This is a genomic window from Synechococcus sp. PCC 6716 (genome assembly GCF_022570815.1).
Taxonomy (GTDB): domain Bacteria; phylum Cyanobacteriota; class Cyanobacteriia; order Thermosynechococcales; family Thermosynechococcaceae; genus Thermosynechococcus; species Thermosynechococcus lividus.
In genome coordinates, this window is sequence record NZ_JAKLTU010000027.1 from 12,791 (window position 1) to 30,120 (window position 17,330).

Consider the following 17,330-nt stretch of genomic DNA (forward strand, 5'->3'; position numbering starts at 1 on the left):
TATGTTGCGCTGTTTCCTCTTGACAGTTGGCCACCGCTATCCTCTAAATGACCATGCGCTATTCTCCCCAGTTGCTCCACTACCTTGAACGCGATCTGGCCTTGCCGCCAGAAAGTATTGCCATGGCACTGCGGCAGTGGCAGCAGCAGCAAGGATCATTGCCCATCATCCTTTGGCAGTATGGTCTCATTAGCCTAGAGCAACTGGACAGTTTATTTGAGTGGCTAGATGCAAGCCGTGGCGATCGCCAATTCGAGCACTAGAGGCACAACCGCACAAACCACACGGTAGGATCATCCCCAGGGGTAAACTCAAAGTGCCAATGGCGGCAAATACGGATCATCCCCTCATTATCTTTGAGGACGTAGGCATGGAGTGCGCTTAAGCCTTCATCCCGGGCAATTTGAATGAGGCGGTGCATTAATTCTGTCCCTAGACCCTGCCGCTGCCACGGATCGCTTACAAGCATCGAAAATTCGGCCGTATTGCCAAAGTGATCTTTACTGAGGCGGCCAGCAGCGATGATTTCTGAGCCTGTTGGGGTCTGACGCTCTGCCACTAAGGCTATTTCTCGATCGTAATCGACAAAACAGATGCGGACGAGGCGATCGTGGGCTACCCGCTGCGAGAGCTTCATCAGATGAAAGTAACGCAAATAAACACTCTGCTCTGAAAGGGTGGCATGGTACTGCCGCATGAGGGGTTCATCCTCCGGGCGAATCGGACGAATGAGCACCGGTGTACCATCCCGTAGCTGCCACGGCGAGACATATTGACTGGGATAGGGACGGATCGCTGGCTTGGGGATGACGGCTTCGCTTCGATGGAGAACAATCCGCGCATCTAGAGCCACGACCCGCTCTGGCGGGGCAACGAGCAGCGGGTTAATGTCAATTTCCTGAATCCAAGGTTGCTCTACGACTAAGAGGCTGAAGCGCACCAGTAGATCTTCAAGAATGGCTAAGTTAACGGGGGGCCAACCCCGTACTCCCGCAAAGGCACGGGCAATTTTGGTTTGTTGGAGTAGCCGCCGTGCCAAGGTGGTATTTAGGGGTGGCAGGGCGATCGCCGTGTCCTCCAGTACCTCCACCAGTTGGCCACCGGTACCAAAGAGGATCACCGGCCCAAACTGGACATCGGTGGAGCAGCCTAAAATCAACTCAAAGCCTTTCCACGGAATCATTGGCTGAACGGTGACCCCTGCAAAATGCTCGGCGCCGACAGCTTGAGCAACGTTAGTTTGAATGGTGCGGTAGGCCGTGGCCACTGCCCCTGCATCTGGTAAGTTCAACGCAACCCCGCCCACATCAGTCTTATGGGTAATGGTGGGGGAGTAGAGTTTGAGCACCACCGGATAGCCCATACGATCAGCAGCAGTAACGGCCTCGGCTTCAGTGGTGGCAATGTGGGTCTCAACCACGGGAATCCCGTAGGCTGCTAGTACTGACTTTGCCTCCCACTCGTTCAGGAGGGTGCGTCCCTCTTGGCGTAGTTGGGTCAATAACTGGGTTACATGCTCTCGGTCTGGATGATTGGTGCCAAGGGTGCGTGGCAGCACAGGGGTTTCGTAGAGAGCCTGCAAGTGGTCGCTGTAGCGCCACATATAGCTAAAAATACGGGCGGCGGTATCGGCGTAGGCATAGGTAGGAATGCCCGCTTGGTTGAGCAGCCTCTCGCCGTCTTTAACCCCTTGGCCGCCCATCCAACTGGCCAGAATAGGTTTGGTACTGCTGGTGCGGGTTTGGACATAGTGCGCCAGATCCTGGGCGATCGCCAGTGGATCGGTCATGGCTTGGGGGGTCAGCACCACCAATAACCCGTCACTGTTGGGATCCGTCTCACAGTGTTGTAGGGCTTTGAGGTAGCGATCGGGGGTGGCGTCCCCCAAAATATCCACAGGGTTGCCATGACTCCACGCCGCAGGCAAGAGCTGATCTAATACCGCCACGGTCTCGGTGGATAGCTGCGCTAACTGACCCCCCGCACGGATCAGGGCATCGGTAGCCAACACCCCAGGCCCCCCCGCGTTGGTCAGAATCGTCAGGCGCGACCCCTTAGGCCGGGCTTGTTTATCTAGTMCCTCCGCCATATCAAAGAGATCGGCAATCGTGTCCACCCGCAGCACCCCACACCGCTGTAGAGCCGCATCAAACACGGCATCTGACCCCATCAGCGCCCCGGTATGGGAGGCGGCAGCTTGCGCCGCTGCTGCTGTACGCCCGGCTTTAATCACAATGATGGGCTTGACGTAGGCCACTTCCCGGGCAGCGGATAAAAAAGAGCGGGCATCCCCCAGCGACTCCATATAGATGACAATGCAGCGGGTTTGGGGGTCATCGCCTAGGTAATAAATCAGATCGCCCCAGCCCACATCCAGCATCGTGCCAATCGAGATAAAGGCACTAAAGCCAACATTTTCTTGGAGACTCCAATCCAAAATTGAGGTGCACAGCGCACCACTTTGGCTAATAAAACCCACATGGCCACTGTGCGCCATGGTTGCCGCAAAGGTGGCGTTTAACCCCGTCGGCGGACACATGACTCCCAAACAGTTGGGGCCAATGACGCGCATCCGTGCCTTCTGGGCGATCGCTAGAATTTCTTCTTCCAACCCTAAGCCAGCAGCTCCAATTTCCCGAAACCCAGCGGAGATAATAATGGCACTTTTGACCCCTGCCGCTGCACACTCTTGCATCACCGCAGGCACCGTGGCAGCAGGGGTAGCAATCACCGCTAAATCCACTGGCTCAGCGATCGCCCCAACCGTTGGGTAGGCTTTAATCCCCAACACCGAGGAGCGCCGTGGATTCACCGGAAAGACAGTGCCGCCAAAGGGAGACTGAATTAAATTCCAAAGCAGAGTCCGCCCGACACTACCGTCTTTTTCGGTGGCTCCCACCACAGCCACACTGCGGGGGGCAAACAGAGGGCGCAGGGGCTGATGACCAGCTCGCAAAATATCGTAGGCATGAGACATCGCCATAATTGTCGCCTCACGAATAGTAGTCGCGCTGTACCCCCTTCCCTCTACTCTAGCGAGGGCTGCAAGGCAGACGAGGAATTCTTACAACTGTTTTAAGGTCGGTTGTTTTAAGGTCGGTGTTGCTGAATGTGGCTATGAATTGCCTTCATCCCCAACCCGTCTCCCCAAGAAGAAGGGAGCTAAAATTCCTGTTCCCTCTGCTTTGGGAGAGGGCTAGGGTGAGGGCGGCAAAAGACTCAAACCCGAACATCATACGTCTATTCAGCAACCCCTTAAGGTCTATTCGCTGGTACCTGCTGATTTTGATTGTTGCTCCAGTTGGTTCAGCAGCGACAGTACCCGGTGACCCCGCTCAATGGAGCGATCTTCAATAAACACCACCTCTGGTGTCCGCCGTAGGCGAATGCGCTGTCCCAGTTCGTGGCGTACAAAGCCAGAGGCGGCCTTCAGCCCTGCCATCGTGGAGCGGCGTACTTCATCGGTACTATAAATGCTGACAAACACTTTAGCGTGTTGTAAGTCGCCAGATACTTCAACATCGGTGACACTCACCATGCCAGCGCCCACCCGCTCGTCGCGGATTTCGTACATCAGCAACTGACTGACTTCTCGCTTAATTAATTCCGCAACCCGTGCGACCCGCCGCTCTGTTGCCATGGCTGGCCTCCTTTCTGTCTATTGCAGATGCTATTTCTTGTTCTATCTTAATCGCTTGTGGCTAGCTACCCCGAGACAGTACGGCGTTAGCAGGGGCGATCGGTTTGCCAGTAACGATTTAGGGTGGCAAAGGAAAAACTGCGCGGATCGATGCGCTCTCCCGATCGATCTACGGCGGCGTGGGTGGTCACTCGTGCTGGGGGAATGCCAGTCTGCGCAATTAGCCACCCTAGGGCTTGGTACTGGGCAGGGGTGTAGCCTTGGTGGTGCTGGCCATTGTGGCGACCTTGGGGCGGGGTTTCTAGGGAAATATGCAGGGCAAAGTTATTGACTGAAGGAGCAAGGCGGGGGTTCGTCTGGACGGTTTCGCTGCCAAACGTGGAGTTCCCAGCACCATAGGCGCGCTTTGACCACGGGACAAGGTGCAATATCCAGCCATTGAGGGTAATGAGCTCGTGGTAACTGGCCTGATCCTCATCGCGGGGGTGGGGAGTCTGAAAAAAGTTGAGGGCTGACCGGGCTGAGGCCACGGTCTCGTGCAGCACAATAATTGGCTCCTGTTGCAGCAGGTTGCCACGGCTATCGGTACGGAAGCGATCGCCAAAGTTGGTGCTATGGGCAGGGACACTGTACCAAGGCGGCGCACTCGCACACTGTTGATGCTGTTGCCGCACTTGGGCAAATAACCGCTGGTAAACAGCGCCATCACTGGGCTGCAAAGGAACAAAGCGAGTGGGGGAATCGCTTGGGAGTAGGGGGGCACTGGCGGGGCTGAGATCTGCTTCCACGCGTGGGTCATCGATGGCGATCGCCCCGGTCAAATTGAGGGGCGGATCCGTCTTAGGCATTGACCCCATCATGACCCCCCAAAGCGACAGGATAACGACTGCCGCAATTGCAAGGGAAATTGTAAAACGCAACCCATCCGAGGGACGCAGCATAGGCAGAACGAAATCAATTTGGCACAATACAATCAAACCCTAAGCCAATTACTGGGGATCAGCAAGCAGATGATTATCGTTCTAAAAAGTGGCACCCCCTCTGAGGAAATTGAGCGGGTGGGTGCCGAAATGCGCCTTTGGGGACTGACCCCCGAAAAAATTGTCGGCAAACACAAAGTTGTCATTGGCCTCGTTGGGGAGACTGCCGAACTGGATCCCCTGCAAATTCAAGAAATCAGTCCGTGGATTGAGCATGTGCTGCGGGTAGAGCAGCCCTTCAAGCGGGCTAGCCGTGAGTATCGCCACGGTGAACCCAGTGAAGTGGTGGTGCCCACGCCAAACGGTGCTGTGTCTTTTGGCGAAGGCCATGCATTGGTGGTGGTGGCGGGTCCGTGCTCTGTGGAAAACGAAGCCATGATCATTGAAACGGCGCAGCGGGTTAAGGCAGCAGGGGCTAAATTTCTGCGGGGAGGGGCCTATAAACCGCGTACCTCCCCCTACGCCTTCCAAGGCCATGGGGAGAGCGCCCTAGATTTACTGGCCGCTGCCAAAGCGGTGACGGGCTTAGGCATTATTACCGAAGTCATGGATGCCGCAGACCTCGATAAAATTGCCGAAGTGGCCGATGTCCTGCAAATTGGTGCCCGCAATATGCAAAACTTTTCTTTGCTGAAGCGGGTGGGGGCGCAACCCAAACCCGTGCTCCTCAAGCGGGGGATGTCTGCCACCATTGATGAATGGTTAATGGCCGCAGAGTACATTCTGGCGGCGGGCAACCCCAACGTGATCCTGTGTGAGCGAGGCATTCGCACCTTTGACCGGGAATATACACGCAATACCCTAGATTTATCGGTGATTCCCGTTTTGCGGAAATTGACCCACCTGCCGATCATGATTGATCCGAGCCATGGCACTGGTTGGGCAGAGTTTGTCCCGGCCATGGCGAAGGCAGCCGTAGCCGCAGGTACCGATGCCCTCATGATTGAAGTACACCCTAACCCCGCCAAAGCCCTCTCGGATGGTGCCCAATCCCTCACACCGGATCAGTTTGATGCCTTGATGCAGGCATTGCAGCGACCCCTTGTTTCCCTGCGTTCTTAGGCGGGTCATGGGCTACGCGATTGAAAACAAATTGGTCATCGCTGTTGCCTCCAGCGCGTTATTTGATCTCACTGAGTCCGATGCGGTGTTTCGCCATCACGGGGAAGAAGCCTATCGCCATTTTCAGCGGCAAAAAAAGTACGATGTTTTGCCTCGAGGCGTAGCATTCCCCTTTATTCGCCGGTTTCTTAACCTGAATCGCGCCTACCCTGACCAAGAGCCAGTGGAGGTGATCCTGCTCTCGAAAAATGACCCTGATACTGGGCAGCGGGTGTTCCATTCGATCCAGCACTACGGCCTGAATATTACCCGTGCGGCGTTTTTGGGGGGCAAGTCCCCTCATCCCTACATCCCTGCCTTTAATGTCTCACTGTTTCTTTCGGCGAATGCTGAGGATGTGCGCCAGGCGATCGCCGCGGGCTACCCTGCCGGAATTGTCATCCCTTCCGGTGTAACGGACACAGAGGAAGAAGCGGAGCTACGCATTGCCTTTGACTTTGATGGGGTGATTGCCGATGACGAAGCAGAAACCGTGTTTCGCGATGGCGATCTCGAGCAGTTCCATGCCCACGAAATTCAACATGCAACTGTACCGCACAACCCCGGCCCCCTCAGTGATCTGTTTAAGAAATTGGCGGCGTTTCAAAAATTGGAGATGACTCGTGAGCAACAGAACCCCGACTATTGCCGCTTACTACGAATTGCCATTGTAACGGCGCGTAATATTCTCGCCAGTGAGCGGGTGGTTACGACGCTGAATAGCTGGGGGGTCACGCCGGATGAAACCTTTTTCTTGGGCGGTATTGAGAAAGTTCGAGTTCTCCGGCAGTTAAAACCCCATATTTTCTTTGATGATCAGCTCACCCATATTGAATCAGCAGCAGGGGATATTCCCTCTGTGCATGTGCCCTTTGGGGTACGCAATTAGGGGCAGATTTGCCGATTTTCCATGCGCACTTTAGCATCCATTTCGCGATCGCCTCGATCTAGCTCACCGCTGGCAGCGATGGTGCTGCCCATTTTCAGCGTGCCATTGCGCACAGCAGGTTTACAGGTGGATAAATGCGACATTTACCTGTGGTTTGACTAGCGATCCTGTACGGTGGTTCCTTCCTGCTGCACTGCCAATACCTCAACCCGTGCTTGCACCCCTAGAGTCGCCCACGTGTCCCTAAGGGTACTGGCAATTCCCATGGCGTTAACCGGATCCCCAAGCGCCAACAGGCTGGGGCCAGCTCCACTGATCACCAAACCATAGGCTCCAGCGGCCAACGCTGCGGCATGGAGGTCGGCATACCCTTTGATGAGGCACTGACGGTAGGGCTGGTGCAGATGATCTTGCAGGGCAACCTGTAACCAGTCGCGGTGACCCGTTTCTAGCCCCCGCAGCAGCGCTCCCAGATGACTGATGTTAAAAATGGCATCTGTATAGCTACAGGTCGCAGGCAAGACGTGACGGGCGGTCTCGGTGGCTAATTCGAAATCAGGAATGGCAACAATAGGCACTACATCGCTATCCCACGGTACGTCTAACCAACGCCACGTGCCGGAGTGTTCTTCCCGGACTGCCAAGCGACAGCCGCCCAGCAACGCCGGAACTACATTATCGGGATGGCCTTCAAGGGCGATCGCCAACTCTAAAACCTCAGTATGGCTGAGGGGGAACCCTGCCAGCCGATTGGCTCCCACCAAGCCGCCAATAATGGCGGTGGCTGAACTGCCTAACCCGCGAGCGAGGGGCACCCCTAACTCAATTTCTAAATAGACAGGCGGGGCTTCGCGTCCAAGGTGCTCGTAAAGGCGGCAATAGGCGCGATAGGCTAAGTTATCTGTACTGCTGGCTACCCCGACTGCTTCAGCCCCCCGGATCACAACACAGGGGCGATCGCTGGCGGAAAAGGTAAAGGTGTTTGTAAGGGTTAAGGCAGCGCCCAAACAGTCAAACCCCGGTCCCAAATTGGCGGTTGTTGCGGGTACGGTGACTACTGTTACCATTGAAATTCCTCGTGCATTGACCCATAGTGGCGAGCGCTTAGGCGGTGCCAAAGGCGCGATCGCCCGCATCCCCTAGCCCAGGCACAATAAACCCCTGCTCATTGACCATCTCATCAATCGTAGCTGCATAGACCTGTACCGCCGGAAAGTGAGCACTGAGTTTTTGCAGGGCTGGCGGGGCGCTCACCACTGAAATAATCCGCACCAGTGCTGGATTGACCCCCCGCTCAGTGAGTTCCGTCATCGCTGTCATAATCGAGCCGCCGGTGGCCAGCATGGGCTCACTAATGAGTACCCGTGTCTGCGGTGCAAATTGCTGAGGAAAGCGGTTGAGATAGCAGGAGGGCATCAGGGTACGCTCATCGCGGACAATCCCCAGATGGTAAATGGTTGCCGTGGGTAAAACGCCCTGCGCGCCCTCCAACAACGCCAACCCCGCCCGTAAAATCGGCACAACTGCAACTGGCACCTGCGGGTCAATCACCACAGCAGAGGTGGCAGCAAGGGGAGTCTCTACAGTCGTTTCTATCGTTGGTAACCAGTCGCGCACCGCTTCGTAGGCGAGCCACCGACCTAATTCAGTCATTGCAACTCGAAAAAGGGAATTGGGAGTGTTTGCATCCCGTGCAACAGTAAGCCAGTGCTTGATCAAGGGATGGGGCGGAACGTAAATGCGCAACTGTAAGGTCACAACAACACTCCAAGGAGGGGGAAAATAAGCTCTAGATGCCTTTTAATTTATTGTCGGGTGAAACCACCGCCTTGCACAGGATGACATCTTCCTGTGCCCGACCGCAAGGGGGACAGTGCAGGGCTTATCTACCCCCGAACCCCCACAAGCTAACCGCAAATAGAGTCTGAAGACATAGAGAGGGATCCCCTTGCCAAAACCCAGTCATAGTGGGAATAATGGAAGGTTTTCCCCATGCCTGTAGGGGTGAACCGCCCGATAGATAATGACTAGCTGAGGCGGGCGGAAAGTTGTCCCCACGCTTGTGGGGGTGAACCGAGTTGGAAGCGATCCGACCTAGGATTATCCAGTGAGACAGCCGCTCATCCAGAGCACCTCCATACTAATTGGCAAGGATACAGCGGTCTGAGACAATGGTCGGTGGTACCGCAACAGATGGGATCAGCATGAACGGTTGGCAACGGTTGGTGCAGTGCACTGTAGTGTTTTTCCTCTGCCTTGCTCTGTTTTGGGGAATCGAGGACATCGCATGGGCAACGTCAGGGAGTGAGCTTGCCGAGGTAGCAGCACCAGTGGCTATCGAGGATCTGAAGAGCTGGTTTGACCGCTACGAACCACGCCTGCAGATTCTTAGCCCCCAGCCCAACCAAACCCTAGAGGCCACAACCATTGCCGTTACCCTTCAGGTTGAGGGGCTAAACATTTTTCAGGATCCACGCACTGGCCTAGGCCCCCACGTTGAAGTGGTGCTCGACGATCGCCCCAGCCGTTCGGTGTATGACCTGAAGGAACCCATTGAATTTAGTGACCTGCAACCCGGCACCCACCTGCTGCGCGCCTTTATTGTCTATCCATGGGGAGAAAGCATCAAAAGCCCCCTAGCCTATGCCGAGCGTACCTTTCACCTCTATACTGCTACTGGCGATCGCCCCACAACTCCGTTGCTGACCTACAACCAACCTCAAGGCGTCTATGGCGCTGAACCCATGTTGCTAGACTTTTACCTCAGCAATGTGCCTGTTGAGAGCGATCGCCCCACGTGGCAGGTTCGCTGCACCATCAATGGTCAATCCTTCACAGTCAATCGTTGGCAAGCCTACTATCTCACAGGTTTCAAACCCGGAGACAACTGGGTTCGCCTAGATCTACTCGATAGCAATGGCCAGCCTATCAGCGATACTACCATCACGCGCCTTGTTACCTACCACCCAGGGGGAAATGACGCCCTTTCACGGCTGCTGCGGGGGGAACTGGCCGCCAAAAACCTCCAAAGTAGCCTCAGCCCCAGCCTTCCCGATCAATTACCACCCCCCCCCAACGTGGAACCGGAACCTAGCCCGCCAGCCGAACCCGTCGCTCCAGAACCAGAACTCAGCCCCCCTGCCTCTCCCGAACCCCCAGCGGCCGCCACAACCCCTGCACCCCCGCCTAAGCCCTTTTGGCAACGGTTTGGCGCTGCTAAGCCCCCTCAAAACTCCGGATCCGTTTTAGTGGCTCCGCGCCCAGCCTCACCACCTGCCGCCGAACCAGCGTCTCAAACCAACGACACGGAGGAACCTGAACCGTAAAAGCCGAACTTTTTGGATGCCCTGTTAATTTACCCCCTTGGCGTGGGTATGTTGATCTCTAGAGGCAATTTGCCGTGCCCTACTGGAATGAAAGGAGTTTCATCGTTATGAAAACTGAGCTTAAAGCTAAATTCCTTCAGCACCTGCTCGCCAAGAAAAAAGCCGACGAAGGCTTCACTCTCATCGAGCTACTCGTGGTGGTGATCATCATTGGTATTCTGGCTGCCATTGCGCTGCCCTCCATGCTGAACCAAGCCGCCAAAGCCCGTCTCTCTAGCGCCAAAAATACCATCGGTGCCATTAACCGTGCCCAGCAAGCCTACCGCCTTGAGAGTACAACGTTTGCTTCTAATGTTACCCAGTTAAAATTAGGCGTTTCTACCCCCGACGGCTACAACACGCCAGGGATCACCGCTACTGGCGGTACGAGTGCAGTTGCTAAAACAGCTGCCACCGATCCCGCTGGCACAGGGGTAACCGGCTGTGTCACCGTCTCCGGTGGCATTACCACCTCTACTGTTGTAGAAGGGAATACTAGTGCGGCTCCCAATTGCTAATTAACTGCTAAACACAATCTTTTTCAACCGGCCGAGGCGAACCCCTTGGCTTTTTTTTGTGCCGAGTTAGCTAACGCGACTGCAATTTACCGTCGTATTTTTGTTGCCCATGTTGTGAAACGGTTAAGCTAGTATTAAGGTGAGAGCTAAAAAGCTAAACTGTTGTTAGACTTTACCTTAGCTTCGGATCGAGAGCTAGCTTAGCATACCGCAATTGCTACACCTGAGCGGCTGAGGGTCGATGGTGTAGCCTAGAGAAGACGACAATTCAGGGGGACAAAATGGAAACCCTAGGTCAGGTCGCCTACGAAGCGTTTGAAAAATACTACCGCAAAATTAGTAAGCACGAACCTGGTGTACTGCGCGATCGCGATCCCGAAGCCATTCATCAAATGCGAGTAGGCTTACGGCGGCTCCGTACTGCCCTTGAAGTGTTTAGCCAAACGGTGCGGTTTCCGAAGGGCGTGTCAATTCAGCGGGTGCGCGCGGTGGCAAGCAGCCTCAGTCCTGTGCGGGACTTGGATGTGATGATGCTGGCGCTGAAGGAGCAGTACTACCCCCATTTACCGCGGAGCGAGCAACAGCAACTGGCCAAGTTAATTAAAAAGCTGGATAAGCAGCGCGAGGAGGCTCTACAAAAAGCTCTACACCTGCTGCGGGGCGATCGCTACCGTAAACTGCAACAGGGCTTAGGCGAATGGTTAGCTCAGCCCCAGTATCGCCCCATTGCCAATTTGCCCATTACCCTCATTGCTCCCGATATTTTATTGCCCCTTGTGTGCCATCTGTTACTACACCCTGGCTGGCAGGTAGCGGTGGACTGGCAGGGCGATCGCCCCACGTTTTTGGCCATCAGTGACCCAGCGCCACTCCTCCAAAAATCGGGGGAAGATCTCCACGATCTGCGTAAGCAAACCAAGCGCGTGCGCTACCAAATGGAGTTATTTAGTCGTGTCTATGGCGAAGATTTTGCCTGCCAAGTGTCGGCTTTTGCCGAGCTACAGGAACTTTTAGGAACCCTGCACGATGGGGTCGTCCTCCATGAATTTTTCCAACGTCAATTAGGCCTCAACCTCCGAGAGGCATCCCCCTGCCTTGCAGAAATGATTGCCCTAGAGCAAACTCGGCAATGGCAACTGTGGCGATCGCACCAGCAGGACTACCTTACCCCTGCCAAGCGACATCACGTGCGTCAGGTATTACTTATTGCACCCACCCCCCTTGCCCTGAATGGCATGGCCAGTGCAGGCACCATTAGTGTGAACTAGTCCATTGAATCAACCCCAGTTCAGGTGATTTCGCGGACTAAAATTCCTTCATTGATTTTCTCTTGCACCAGCTGGCGATAAAGCTCTAATTCCTCGAAGGTTACTTTACCGTCGGCATTAATTTGACGCTTAATTTGGGTCATTTCCTCCGCAGTGAGGACACCATCCGCAACAGCTCGCTCAAGAATTTGTTTGAGCCGTTGTAACTCGGCTTTATCTGCCTCAGTCAGCGGGGTGGCATTGGGTTGATAACGTTCCATCGTGACCTCGCAAAATGAGTATTGACCTTGGGTATGCCCTACAGCATATGCCGCCATCCCAAGGCACTGAAACCTCTACGCAATGGCTCTCTTTGCAAACGTTGACATAAGCGATCTAGACTCCTACGTTTATTCTGTGCGTTGATCGCCGTTAAGAACCGGGACAGAATTGTAAATGTTGATAAAAATTTACCAATCTTTTGCAATTTATAACATTTTGAATTTCTGATTTGTTTTTATAGGATCATAAATATATTAAAGAGGTTCGAACATTCTCGTTAATCACAAAATAACACAATCATTGATCCTTTCATTATTGACTTTGATTATTGAGTAAAGACTCATTCTACTTGGCTTAGCAATCCAACGTTTCCAAAGTTAGAGGTTGCCAAGCTCATGGAAATGTTAGTGCCCTATGGGGGGCGATCGCCCCAACGCCAACCATCAACATCAAAATACTGACAATGCAAAACCGGGGGGATAGTATGAAACGCTTTTTGATCCTTTTTGCAGGACTCCTGTTCGGCGGATACGGTTTAGGCATGGCAGGTATGAGTGCGCAGGCGCAATGCCCAGCACCACTACAGGGGGCAATTTCAGAGCAAACTGCTGTTGCCACCCCAGCCTCCCGTCAAAACACGCATCAGATTTTTTACAAAGGTTCGCTGCTGCGTTTTGAGTTCCCAACCCCTGAGGGCAGCATGGATGAATTAGGGCGTGTCATGGTGCCTGCGATGCGCTTACCCGAACTGCTCACTGGTCCTGATCCTGAGAGTGCCAACGCTGCCTATATCGATAGTCAAGGGGTCATTCACCTGATTCATCAGTAGGCAAAATGTCCAGCTTTTGTATTGCGTGGATAATAAAGAAATGTGATCTGTGAACCAATAGCCTATGTCCTTGGTTGCGCTTTGCCGCAGTTGGGCGAAACTACCGCTGACGGCTGAACTACTCAGTAAGCTCCAGCAGCAGCGATCCCTAACACTGACCGGGATGCCACGGCTGGTCAAAGGGTTAATCACCTCTACCCTAGCCCAACACTGCCAGCACTCGCTTTGTATTGTAACCTCTACCCTTGAGGAGGGGGCGCGCTGGGCAACACAACTGGAGTTGATGGGGTGGGACACCGTGTTGTTTTATCCCACCTCAGAAGCTTCTCCCTACGATCCGTTTGATCTCGAAGCAGAAATGGTCTGGGGGCAAATGCAAGTCCTAGTGGAGAGCGATCGCCCCCCCGGTACCATGGCCATTGTTACGACCGAACGGGCACTGCAACCTCACTTGCCACCGCCAGCAGTGTTTCATGCAGCATGTCTGACCTTGCGGGTCGGGGACGAGCGATCCTTAACTGCCCTAGCAAACGACTTGGCACACCTAGGGTATGAGCGGGTCTCCCTTGTAGAAACAGAAGGACAGTGGAGCCGCCGTGGAGACATCATCGATATTTTTCCTGTGGCTGCCGAACTGCCGGTGCGGCTGGAATGGTTTGGCGATGAAATTGAAGCCATTCGCGAATTTGATCCGGTGAGCCAACGGTCACTGCGCTCTGAGGGAGATCGTCTGGATGCCCTCGCGCAGGTCACCCTCACCCCCATTAGCTTTACCCCCCTGATCACGGCAGCCCTTGCGGCGAAGGGTCAGGCTCCCCCTCCCGAAGATGCCCGCCGCTATTTGGGCACTGCCTTCCCTCAGCCTGCCTCTTTACTGGATTACTTACCGATCAATACCTTAGTGGCGGTGGATGAACCGCCCCTGTGTGCCGCCCACAGCGATCGCTGGTGGGAACACTGCCAGAGCTATTGGCAAACTCTGAGCGATCCACCCCCCCCGATTCATCAACCTTGGTCTGTTACTGCTGAAGCCCTCGAGCGGTTTCCGCGCCTAGACCTCTACGAATTAGCCAGTGAGGGGCAAGGGTTGAACGTGGCGGCTCGACCCGTACCGGCGATTCCCCACCAGTTTGGCCGGCTAGCCAGTATCCTCCGGGACGAGCGCGACAAAGGCTACACTGTCTGGTTAGTCTCAGCCCAGCCGAGTCGGTCTGTTGCCCTGCTGCAGGAGCACGATTGTCCAGCACAGTTTGTTCCCAACCCTAGAGATTTTCCGGCCATTGATAAGCTGCAACAGCAGCGAGTCCCCATTGCCCTGAAGGCCACAGGCCTAGCAGAGCTATCGGGGTTTATTCTACCTACCTTTCGCACGGTGCTCGTCAGCGATCGCGAGTTTTTTGGCCAGCAGAGCCTGATCAACGTGGGCTATGTGCGCAAACGCCGTCGGGCTGCTGCGAAGCAGGTGGATGTTAACAAACTACAACCGGGGGACTATGTTGTTCACCGCCAGCATGGGATTGGCCAGTTTCTGCGCCTCGAAACCCTAACCATCAACAATGAAACCCGCGAATATCTTGCCTTACAGTATGCCGATGGCGTGCTCCGTGTCGCTGCTGACCAACTGAATACCCTCTCGCGGTTCCGTAAGCAAAGTGAGACCCCACCGCAACTGAATAAGCTCACCGGCAAAACTTGGGAACGCACCAAAGAGCGTGTTCGCAAAGCCGTAAAAAAAGTGGCTGTGGATTTACTGCAACTCTACGCCCAACGGGCACAGCAGCGGGGGTTTGCCTTCGCTGGCGACACTCCGTGGCAGCAGGAACTCGAAGACTCGTTTCCCTATCAGCCCACACCAGATCAACTCAAGGCGATTCAAGAGGTCAAAGCCGATATGGAGAGCGATCGCCCCATGGATCGCTTGGTGTGTGGGGATGTGGGCTTTGGCAAAACCGAAGTGGCGATTCGGGCTATTTTCAAAGCCGTGATGGCCGGTAAACAGGTAGCCGTTCTGGCACCCACCACCATTCTTACCCAGCAGCACTACCACACCCTCAAAGAACGGTTTGCCCCCTACCCCATCCAAGTGGGATTGCTGAATCGCTTTCGCAGTGAGAGTGAACGCCAAGAGATTCTCCAAAAGCTCAAAACTGGTGAGCTTGATGTTGTTGTGGGCACCCATCAACTATTAGGGAAAGCAGTGAAGTTCCGAGATTTGGGCTTGCTCGTTGTGGATGAAGAGCAGCGGTTTGGAGTCAACCAAAAAGAAAAAATCAAAGCCCTGAAAACCCAAGTGGATGTACTCACCCTGAGCGCCACTCCCATTCCCCGTACCCTTTATATGGCTTTATCTGGGGTGCGCGAGATGAGCCTGATTACAACGCCGCCCCCGTCCCGCCGCCCCATTCAAACCCATCTGGCTCCCTACGATGCCGAAACAGTACGCAGTGCCATCCGCCAAGAGCTAGATCGCGGTGGCCAAGTGTTTTACGTGGTGCCCCGAGTGGAAGGGATTGAGGAGGTGGGCAGCAAACTGCAGGCAATGGTGCCCTCTGCCCGGATTCTCATTGCCCACGGCCAGATGGCAGAAGGCGAATTAGAATCCACCATGCTTGGCTTTAGCAATGGTGAGGCGGATATCCTCGTGTGCACGACCATTATTGAGTCTGGCTTAGACATCCCCCGTGTCAATACTATTTTGGTGGAAGACGCCCAGCGGTTTGGCTTAGCGCAGTTGTACCAGCTACGGGGTCGGGTAGGTCGGTCTGGAATTCAAGCCCATGCATGGCTCTTTTATCCCCGCCAAGAGGTGCTGACCGATGCAGCCCGGCAGCGACTCCGAGCGATTCAGGAGTTTACGCAGCTTGGCTCAGGCTACCAATTGGCAATGCGGGATATGGAAATTCGGGGGGTAGGGAATCTCCTTGGGGCAGAGCAGCACGGCCAGCTGGAAACGGTGGGGTTTGATCTGTACGTTGAGCTTCTAGAGGAGGCGATCGCCGACATTCGCGGGCAAGACATTCCCGCCGTCGAGGATACGCAAATTGATCTCAACGTCACCGCCTTTATCCCCGCTGACTATATCCCCGATTTAGAGCAAAAAATGGCCGCCTATCGAGCCGCCTCTGCGGCCACCACCAAGGCAGAATTGATGCAGTTGGCGGCGGACTGGAGCGATCGCTATGGTGCATTACCCAAATCCGTTCAACAACTCCTGCGCGTGGTTGAACTGAAGCAACTGGCGCGACAGTGTGGGATTAGCCGCATTCGTGCTGAAGGCAAGCAGCATGTGATCCTAGAAACGCCCATGGCTGAACCGGCATGGAAACTCTTACAAGAGCAATTACCCAGCCATCTCCACAGCCGCTTTATCTATAGCCAAGGCAAAGTCACCATCCGGGGCTTAGGGGTGCAACCCATTGAAAAGCAAATAGAGCAGCTCATTGACTGGTTCAGCCAAATGCAAGTCAGCATCAGGCAGCAGGAAGCCGTTTGAGATACGAATCTGCTAGATTGGTGGTAGTTTGAAGACTGATTACCGGGTGCGATTCTACTGAGGGCGCACGAGGTCAAGTAACGCCTAATCATTGTTTGCTGATTCTATGGATAACCGTGGCGATCGCTTTGGCTGGGGTTTTCTAGCTGGTGCGCTGTTTGGCGGCATTGCTGGCTCCCTTATTAGCCTACTTCTGAAAGAAAAGCTCACTGAAATCAGCACGACTAATGCTGTCCCCCTCAAGGGCGCAAAAGCAGGGGATCTAAACAGTAGTGATGAAACCCTCATGGAATCCATGCGGCTTGAACTAGAGGCAAAAATCGCCCAAATTAACGAAGCTGTGGACGATCTACAAAGTCGCCTCAGCACCGATGATAACCGCTGATCCTAGCCACTAGAGGCGTTGCTGAATATTTGAATATAGAGGCGTTGCTGAATATTTGAATATTAAGTATGACTTTCGGGTTTGAGTCTTTTGCTACCCTCACCCTAGCCCTCTCCCAAAGGAGAGGAAACAAGACTCTTAGCTCCCTTCTCCTTGGAGAGACGGGTTGGGGGCTCGCTCGATAGCAGGAACCGACCAAAAAAATACCCCCTTGTATCTTAAAACTAGAGAGATAGACCGTCACCCCTTAGATGCGAGACATCGTGGAGAAGCTAGGGTCATCTCTCTGATGCAACAGGTCAAACTCGAATCATCGGTTGGGACAGTAGAACCCGCATGACGCAAGGCTGAGTAAACACCTGATTTACCCCCAGACAGGCGCAAAAGTGATATGCAGGATCAAGAACAATAGATTGGCATTGATGTGTGTAAGCGGTGGCTAGATGTACATCTACGCCCCCAGAAGCAGAGTTTTCGCGTGAGCAACACTGCGAGTGGGATTCGCGAACTTCTGACTCACCTGTGTCCGCCTGAGGCGGTCGCTCGGGTGATTCTAGAATCCACTGGCGGCTATGAGCGGTCAGTGGCGTTGGTAGATCGG

General features: G+C 54.4%; 16 protein-coding genes. 9 read left to right on the plus strand and 7 right to left on the minus strand.

Annotated features, from left to right (window positions below):
- Positions 1-47 precede the first annotated feature (47 nt).
- Positions 48-263 carry a DUF2949 domain-containing protein gene (locus tag L5220_RS10990; RefSeq protein ID WP_198406048.1) on the plus strand — a complete coding sequence of 72 codons (216 nt, stop codon included), beginning with the start codon at positions 48-50 and terminating at the stop codon, positions 261-263.
- On the opposite strand, the gene L5220_RS10995 is transcribed toward L5220_RS10990, so the two are convergent.
- From L5220_RS10995 to L5220_RS11005, 3 genes are all read right to left on the minus strand, one after another.
- Positions 260-2,983, minus strand: coding sequence for a bifunctional acetate--CoA ligase family protein/GNAT family N-acetyltransferase (locus tag L5220_RS10995; protein ID WP_499573570.1), 2,724 nt, complete (start codon positions 2,981-2,983; stop codon positions 260-262). The two genes, L5220_RS10990 and L5220_RS10995, sit on opposite strands and share 4 nt — an antisense overlap.
- Before the next feature lie 279 nt (positions 2,984-3,262).
- Positions 3,263-3,640: a 30S ribosome-binding factor RbfA gene (gene rbfA, locus L5220_RS11000; protein WP_499573572.1), complete on the minus strand. Its 378-nt coding sequence runs from the start codon at positions 3,638-3,640 to the stop codon at positions 3,263-3,265.
- A gap of 86 nt (positions 3,641-3,726) precedes the next feature.
- Positions 3,727-4,581 (minus strand): peptidoglycan recognition protein family protein, encoded by an 855-nt coding sequence (locus L5220_RS11005; protein WP_499573574.1) that lies wholly within the window; start codon positions 4,579-4,581, stop codon positions 3,727-3,729.
- 69 nt (positions 4,582-4,650) lie between these two features.
- Here L5220_RS11005 and aroF point away from each other — a divergent pair, with 69 nt between their 5' ends.
- Both aroF and L5220_RS11015 read left to right on the plus strand, forming a co-directional pair.
- Entirely contained in the window at positions 4,651-5,682 is a 1,032-nt protein-coding gene (aroF, locus tag L5220_RS11010; protein ID WP_448514421.1) for a 3-deoxy-7-phosphoheptulonate synthase, read from the plus strand.
- Positions 5,683-5,689: 7 nt separating this feature from the next.
- The gene (locus L5220_RS11015; protein WP_448514422.1) at positions 5,690-6,610 is read left to right on the plus strand and encodes a 5'-nucleotidase; all 921 of its coding nucleotides are present in this window, start codon (positions 5,690-5,692) and stop codon (positions 6,608-6,610) included.
- Here the strand turns inward: L5220_RS11015 and L5220_RS11020 are convergent.
- The 3 genes from L5220_RS11020 to upp are packed head-to-tail and all read right to left on the minus strand — an operon-like array spanning position 6,607 to position 8,368.
- Positions 6,607-6,753 (minus strand): hypothetical protein, encoded by a 147-nt coding sequence (locus tag L5220_RS11020; protein ID WP_499573577.1) that lies wholly within the window; start codon positions 6,751-6,753, stop codon positions 6,607-6,609. The genes L5220_RS11015 and L5220_RS11020 overlap by 4 nt on opposite strands.
- Positions 6,754-6,768: 15 nt before the next feature.
- Positions 6,769-7,677 (minus strand): homoserine kinase, encoded by a 909-nt coding sequence (thrB, locus tag L5220_RS11025; protein WP_499573579.1) that lies wholly within the window; start codon positions 7,675-7,677, stop codon positions 6,769-6,771.
- 37 nt (positions 7,678-7,714) lie between these two features.
- Complete coding sequence (gene upp, locus L5220_RS11030) at positions 7,715-8,368, minus strand: uracil phosphoribosyltransferase (RefSeq protein WP_448514425.1); 654 nt, start codon at positions 8,366-8,368, stop codon at positions 7,715-7,717.
- Positions 8,369-8,814: 446 nt separating this feature from the next.
- Between upp and L5220_RS11035 the strand changes: the two genes are divergently transcribed.
- The 3 genes from L5220_RS11035 to L5220_RS11045 all read left to right on the plus strand — a co-directional run bounded on the left by L5220_RS11035 (position 8,815) and on the right by L5220_RS11045 (position 11,761).
- Entirely contained in the window at positions 8,815-9,936 is a 1,122-nt protein-coding gene (locus L5220_RS11035) for a hypothetical protein (protein WP_499573582.1), read from the plus strand.
- Between the two features lie 107 nt (positions 9,937-10,043).
- Positions 10,044-10,493 (plus strand): type IV pilin-like G/H family protein, encoded by a 450-nt coding sequence (locus L5220_RS11040; protein ID WP_448527178.1) that lies wholly within the window; start codon positions 10,044-10,046, stop codon positions 10,491-10,493.
- A gap of 281 nt (positions 10,494-10,774) precedes the next feature.
- Entirely contained in the window at positions 10,775-11,761 is a 987-nt protein-coding gene (locus tag L5220_RS11045) for a CHAD domain-containing protein (RefSeq protein WP_448515138.1), read from the plus strand.
- A gap of 20 nt (positions 11,762-11,781) precedes the next feature.
- Here the strand turns inward: L5220_RS11045 and L5220_RS11050 are convergent, their stop codons facing one another.
- Positions 11,782-12,021, minus strand: a complete 240-nt coding sequence (locus tag L5220_RS11050) for a hypothetical protein (RefSeq protein ID WP_099799630.1) — start codon at positions 12,019-12,021, stop codon at positions 11,782-11,784.
- A gap of 485 nt (positions 12,022-12,506) precedes the next feature.
- Here L5220_RS11050 and L5220_RS11055 point away from each other — a divergent pair, with 485 nt between their 5' ends.
- The 3 genes from L5220_RS11055 (at position 12,507) to L5220_RS11065 (ending at position 16,729) form a co-directional block, all read left to right on the plus strand.
- Positions 12,507-12,851, plus strand: coding sequence for a hypothetical protein (locus tag L5220_RS11055; protein WP_499573584.1), 345 nt, complete (start codon positions 12,507-12,509; stop codon positions 12,849-12,851).
- Between the two features lie 64 nt (positions 12,852-12,915).
- Positions 12,916-16,344 (plus strand): transcription-repair coupling factor, encoded by a 3,429-nt coding sequence (gene mfd, locus L5220_RS11060; protein ID WP_499573586.1) that lies wholly within the window; start codon positions 12,916-12,918, stop codon positions 16,342-16,344.
- Between the two features lie 106 nt (positions 16,345-16,450).
- Positions 16,451-16,729, plus strand: a complete 279-nt coding sequence (locus L5220_RS11065; protein WP_099799952.1) for a ssl2009 family thylakoid membrane protein — start codon at positions 16,451-16,453, stop codon at positions 16,727-16,729.
- The last annotated feature ends 601 nt before the right edge of the window (positions 16,730-17,330 follow it).

Excerpts from the sequence above, each read along its gene's own strand:
- L5220_RS10990 (WP_198406048.1), top strand. The coding sequence starts at position 48 with ATGACCATGCGCTATTCTCCCCAGTTGCTCCACTACCTTGAACGCGAT.
- rbfA (WP_499573572.1), bottom strand. The coding sequence starts at position 3,640 with ATGGCAACAGAGCGGCGGGTCGCACGGGTTGCGGAATTAATTAAGCGA.
- L5220_RS11005 (WP_499573574.1), bottom strand. The coding sequence starts at position 4,581 with ATGCTGCGTCCCTCGGATGGGTTGCGTTTTACAATTTCCCTTGCAATT.
- aroF (WP_448514421.1), top strand. The coding sequence starts at position 4,651 with ATGATTATCGTTCTAAAAAGTGGCACCCCCTCTGAGGAAATTGAGCGG.
- L5220_RS11015 (WP_448514422.1), top strand. The coding sequence starts at position 5,690 with ATGGGCTACGCGATTGAAAACAAATTGGTCATCGCTGTTGCCTCCAGC.
- L5220_RS11020 (WP_499573577.1), bottom strand. The coding sequence starts at position 6,753 with ATGTCGCATTTATCCACCTGTAAACCTGCTGTGCGCAATGGCACGCTG.
- thrB (WP_499573579.1), bottom strand. The coding sequence starts at position 7,677 with ATGGTAACAGTAGTCACCGTACCCGCAACAACCGCCAATTTGGGACCG.
- L5220_RS11035 (WP_499573582.1), top strand. The coding sequence starts at position 8,815 with ATGAACGGTTGGCAACGGTTGGTGCAGTGCACTGTAGTGTTTTTCCTC.
- L5220_RS11040 (WP_448527178.1), top strand. The coding sequence starts at position 10,044 with ATGAAAACTGAGCTTAAAGCTAAATTCCTTCAGCACCTGCTCGCCAAG.
- L5220_RS11045 (WP_448515138.1), top strand. The coding sequence starts at position 10,775 with ATGGAAACCCTAGGTCAGGTCGCCTACGAAGCGTTTGAAAAATACTAC.
- L5220_RS11050 (WP_099799630.1), bottom strand. The coding sequence starts at position 12,021 with ATGGAACGTTATCAACCCAATGCCACCCCGCTGACTGAGGCAGATAAA.
- L5220_RS11055 (WP_499573584.1), top strand. The coding sequence starts at position 12,507 with ATGAAACGCTTTTTGATCCTTTTTGCAGGACTCCTGTTCGGCGGATAC.
- mfd (WP_499573586.1), top strand. The coding sequence starts at position 12,916 with ATGTCCTTGGTTGCGCTTTGCCGCAGTTGGGCGAAACTACCGCTGACG.
- L5220_RS11065 (WP_099799952.1), top strand. The coding sequence starts at position 16,451 with ATGGATAACCGTGGCGATCGCTTTGGCTGGGGTTTTCTAGCTGGTGCG.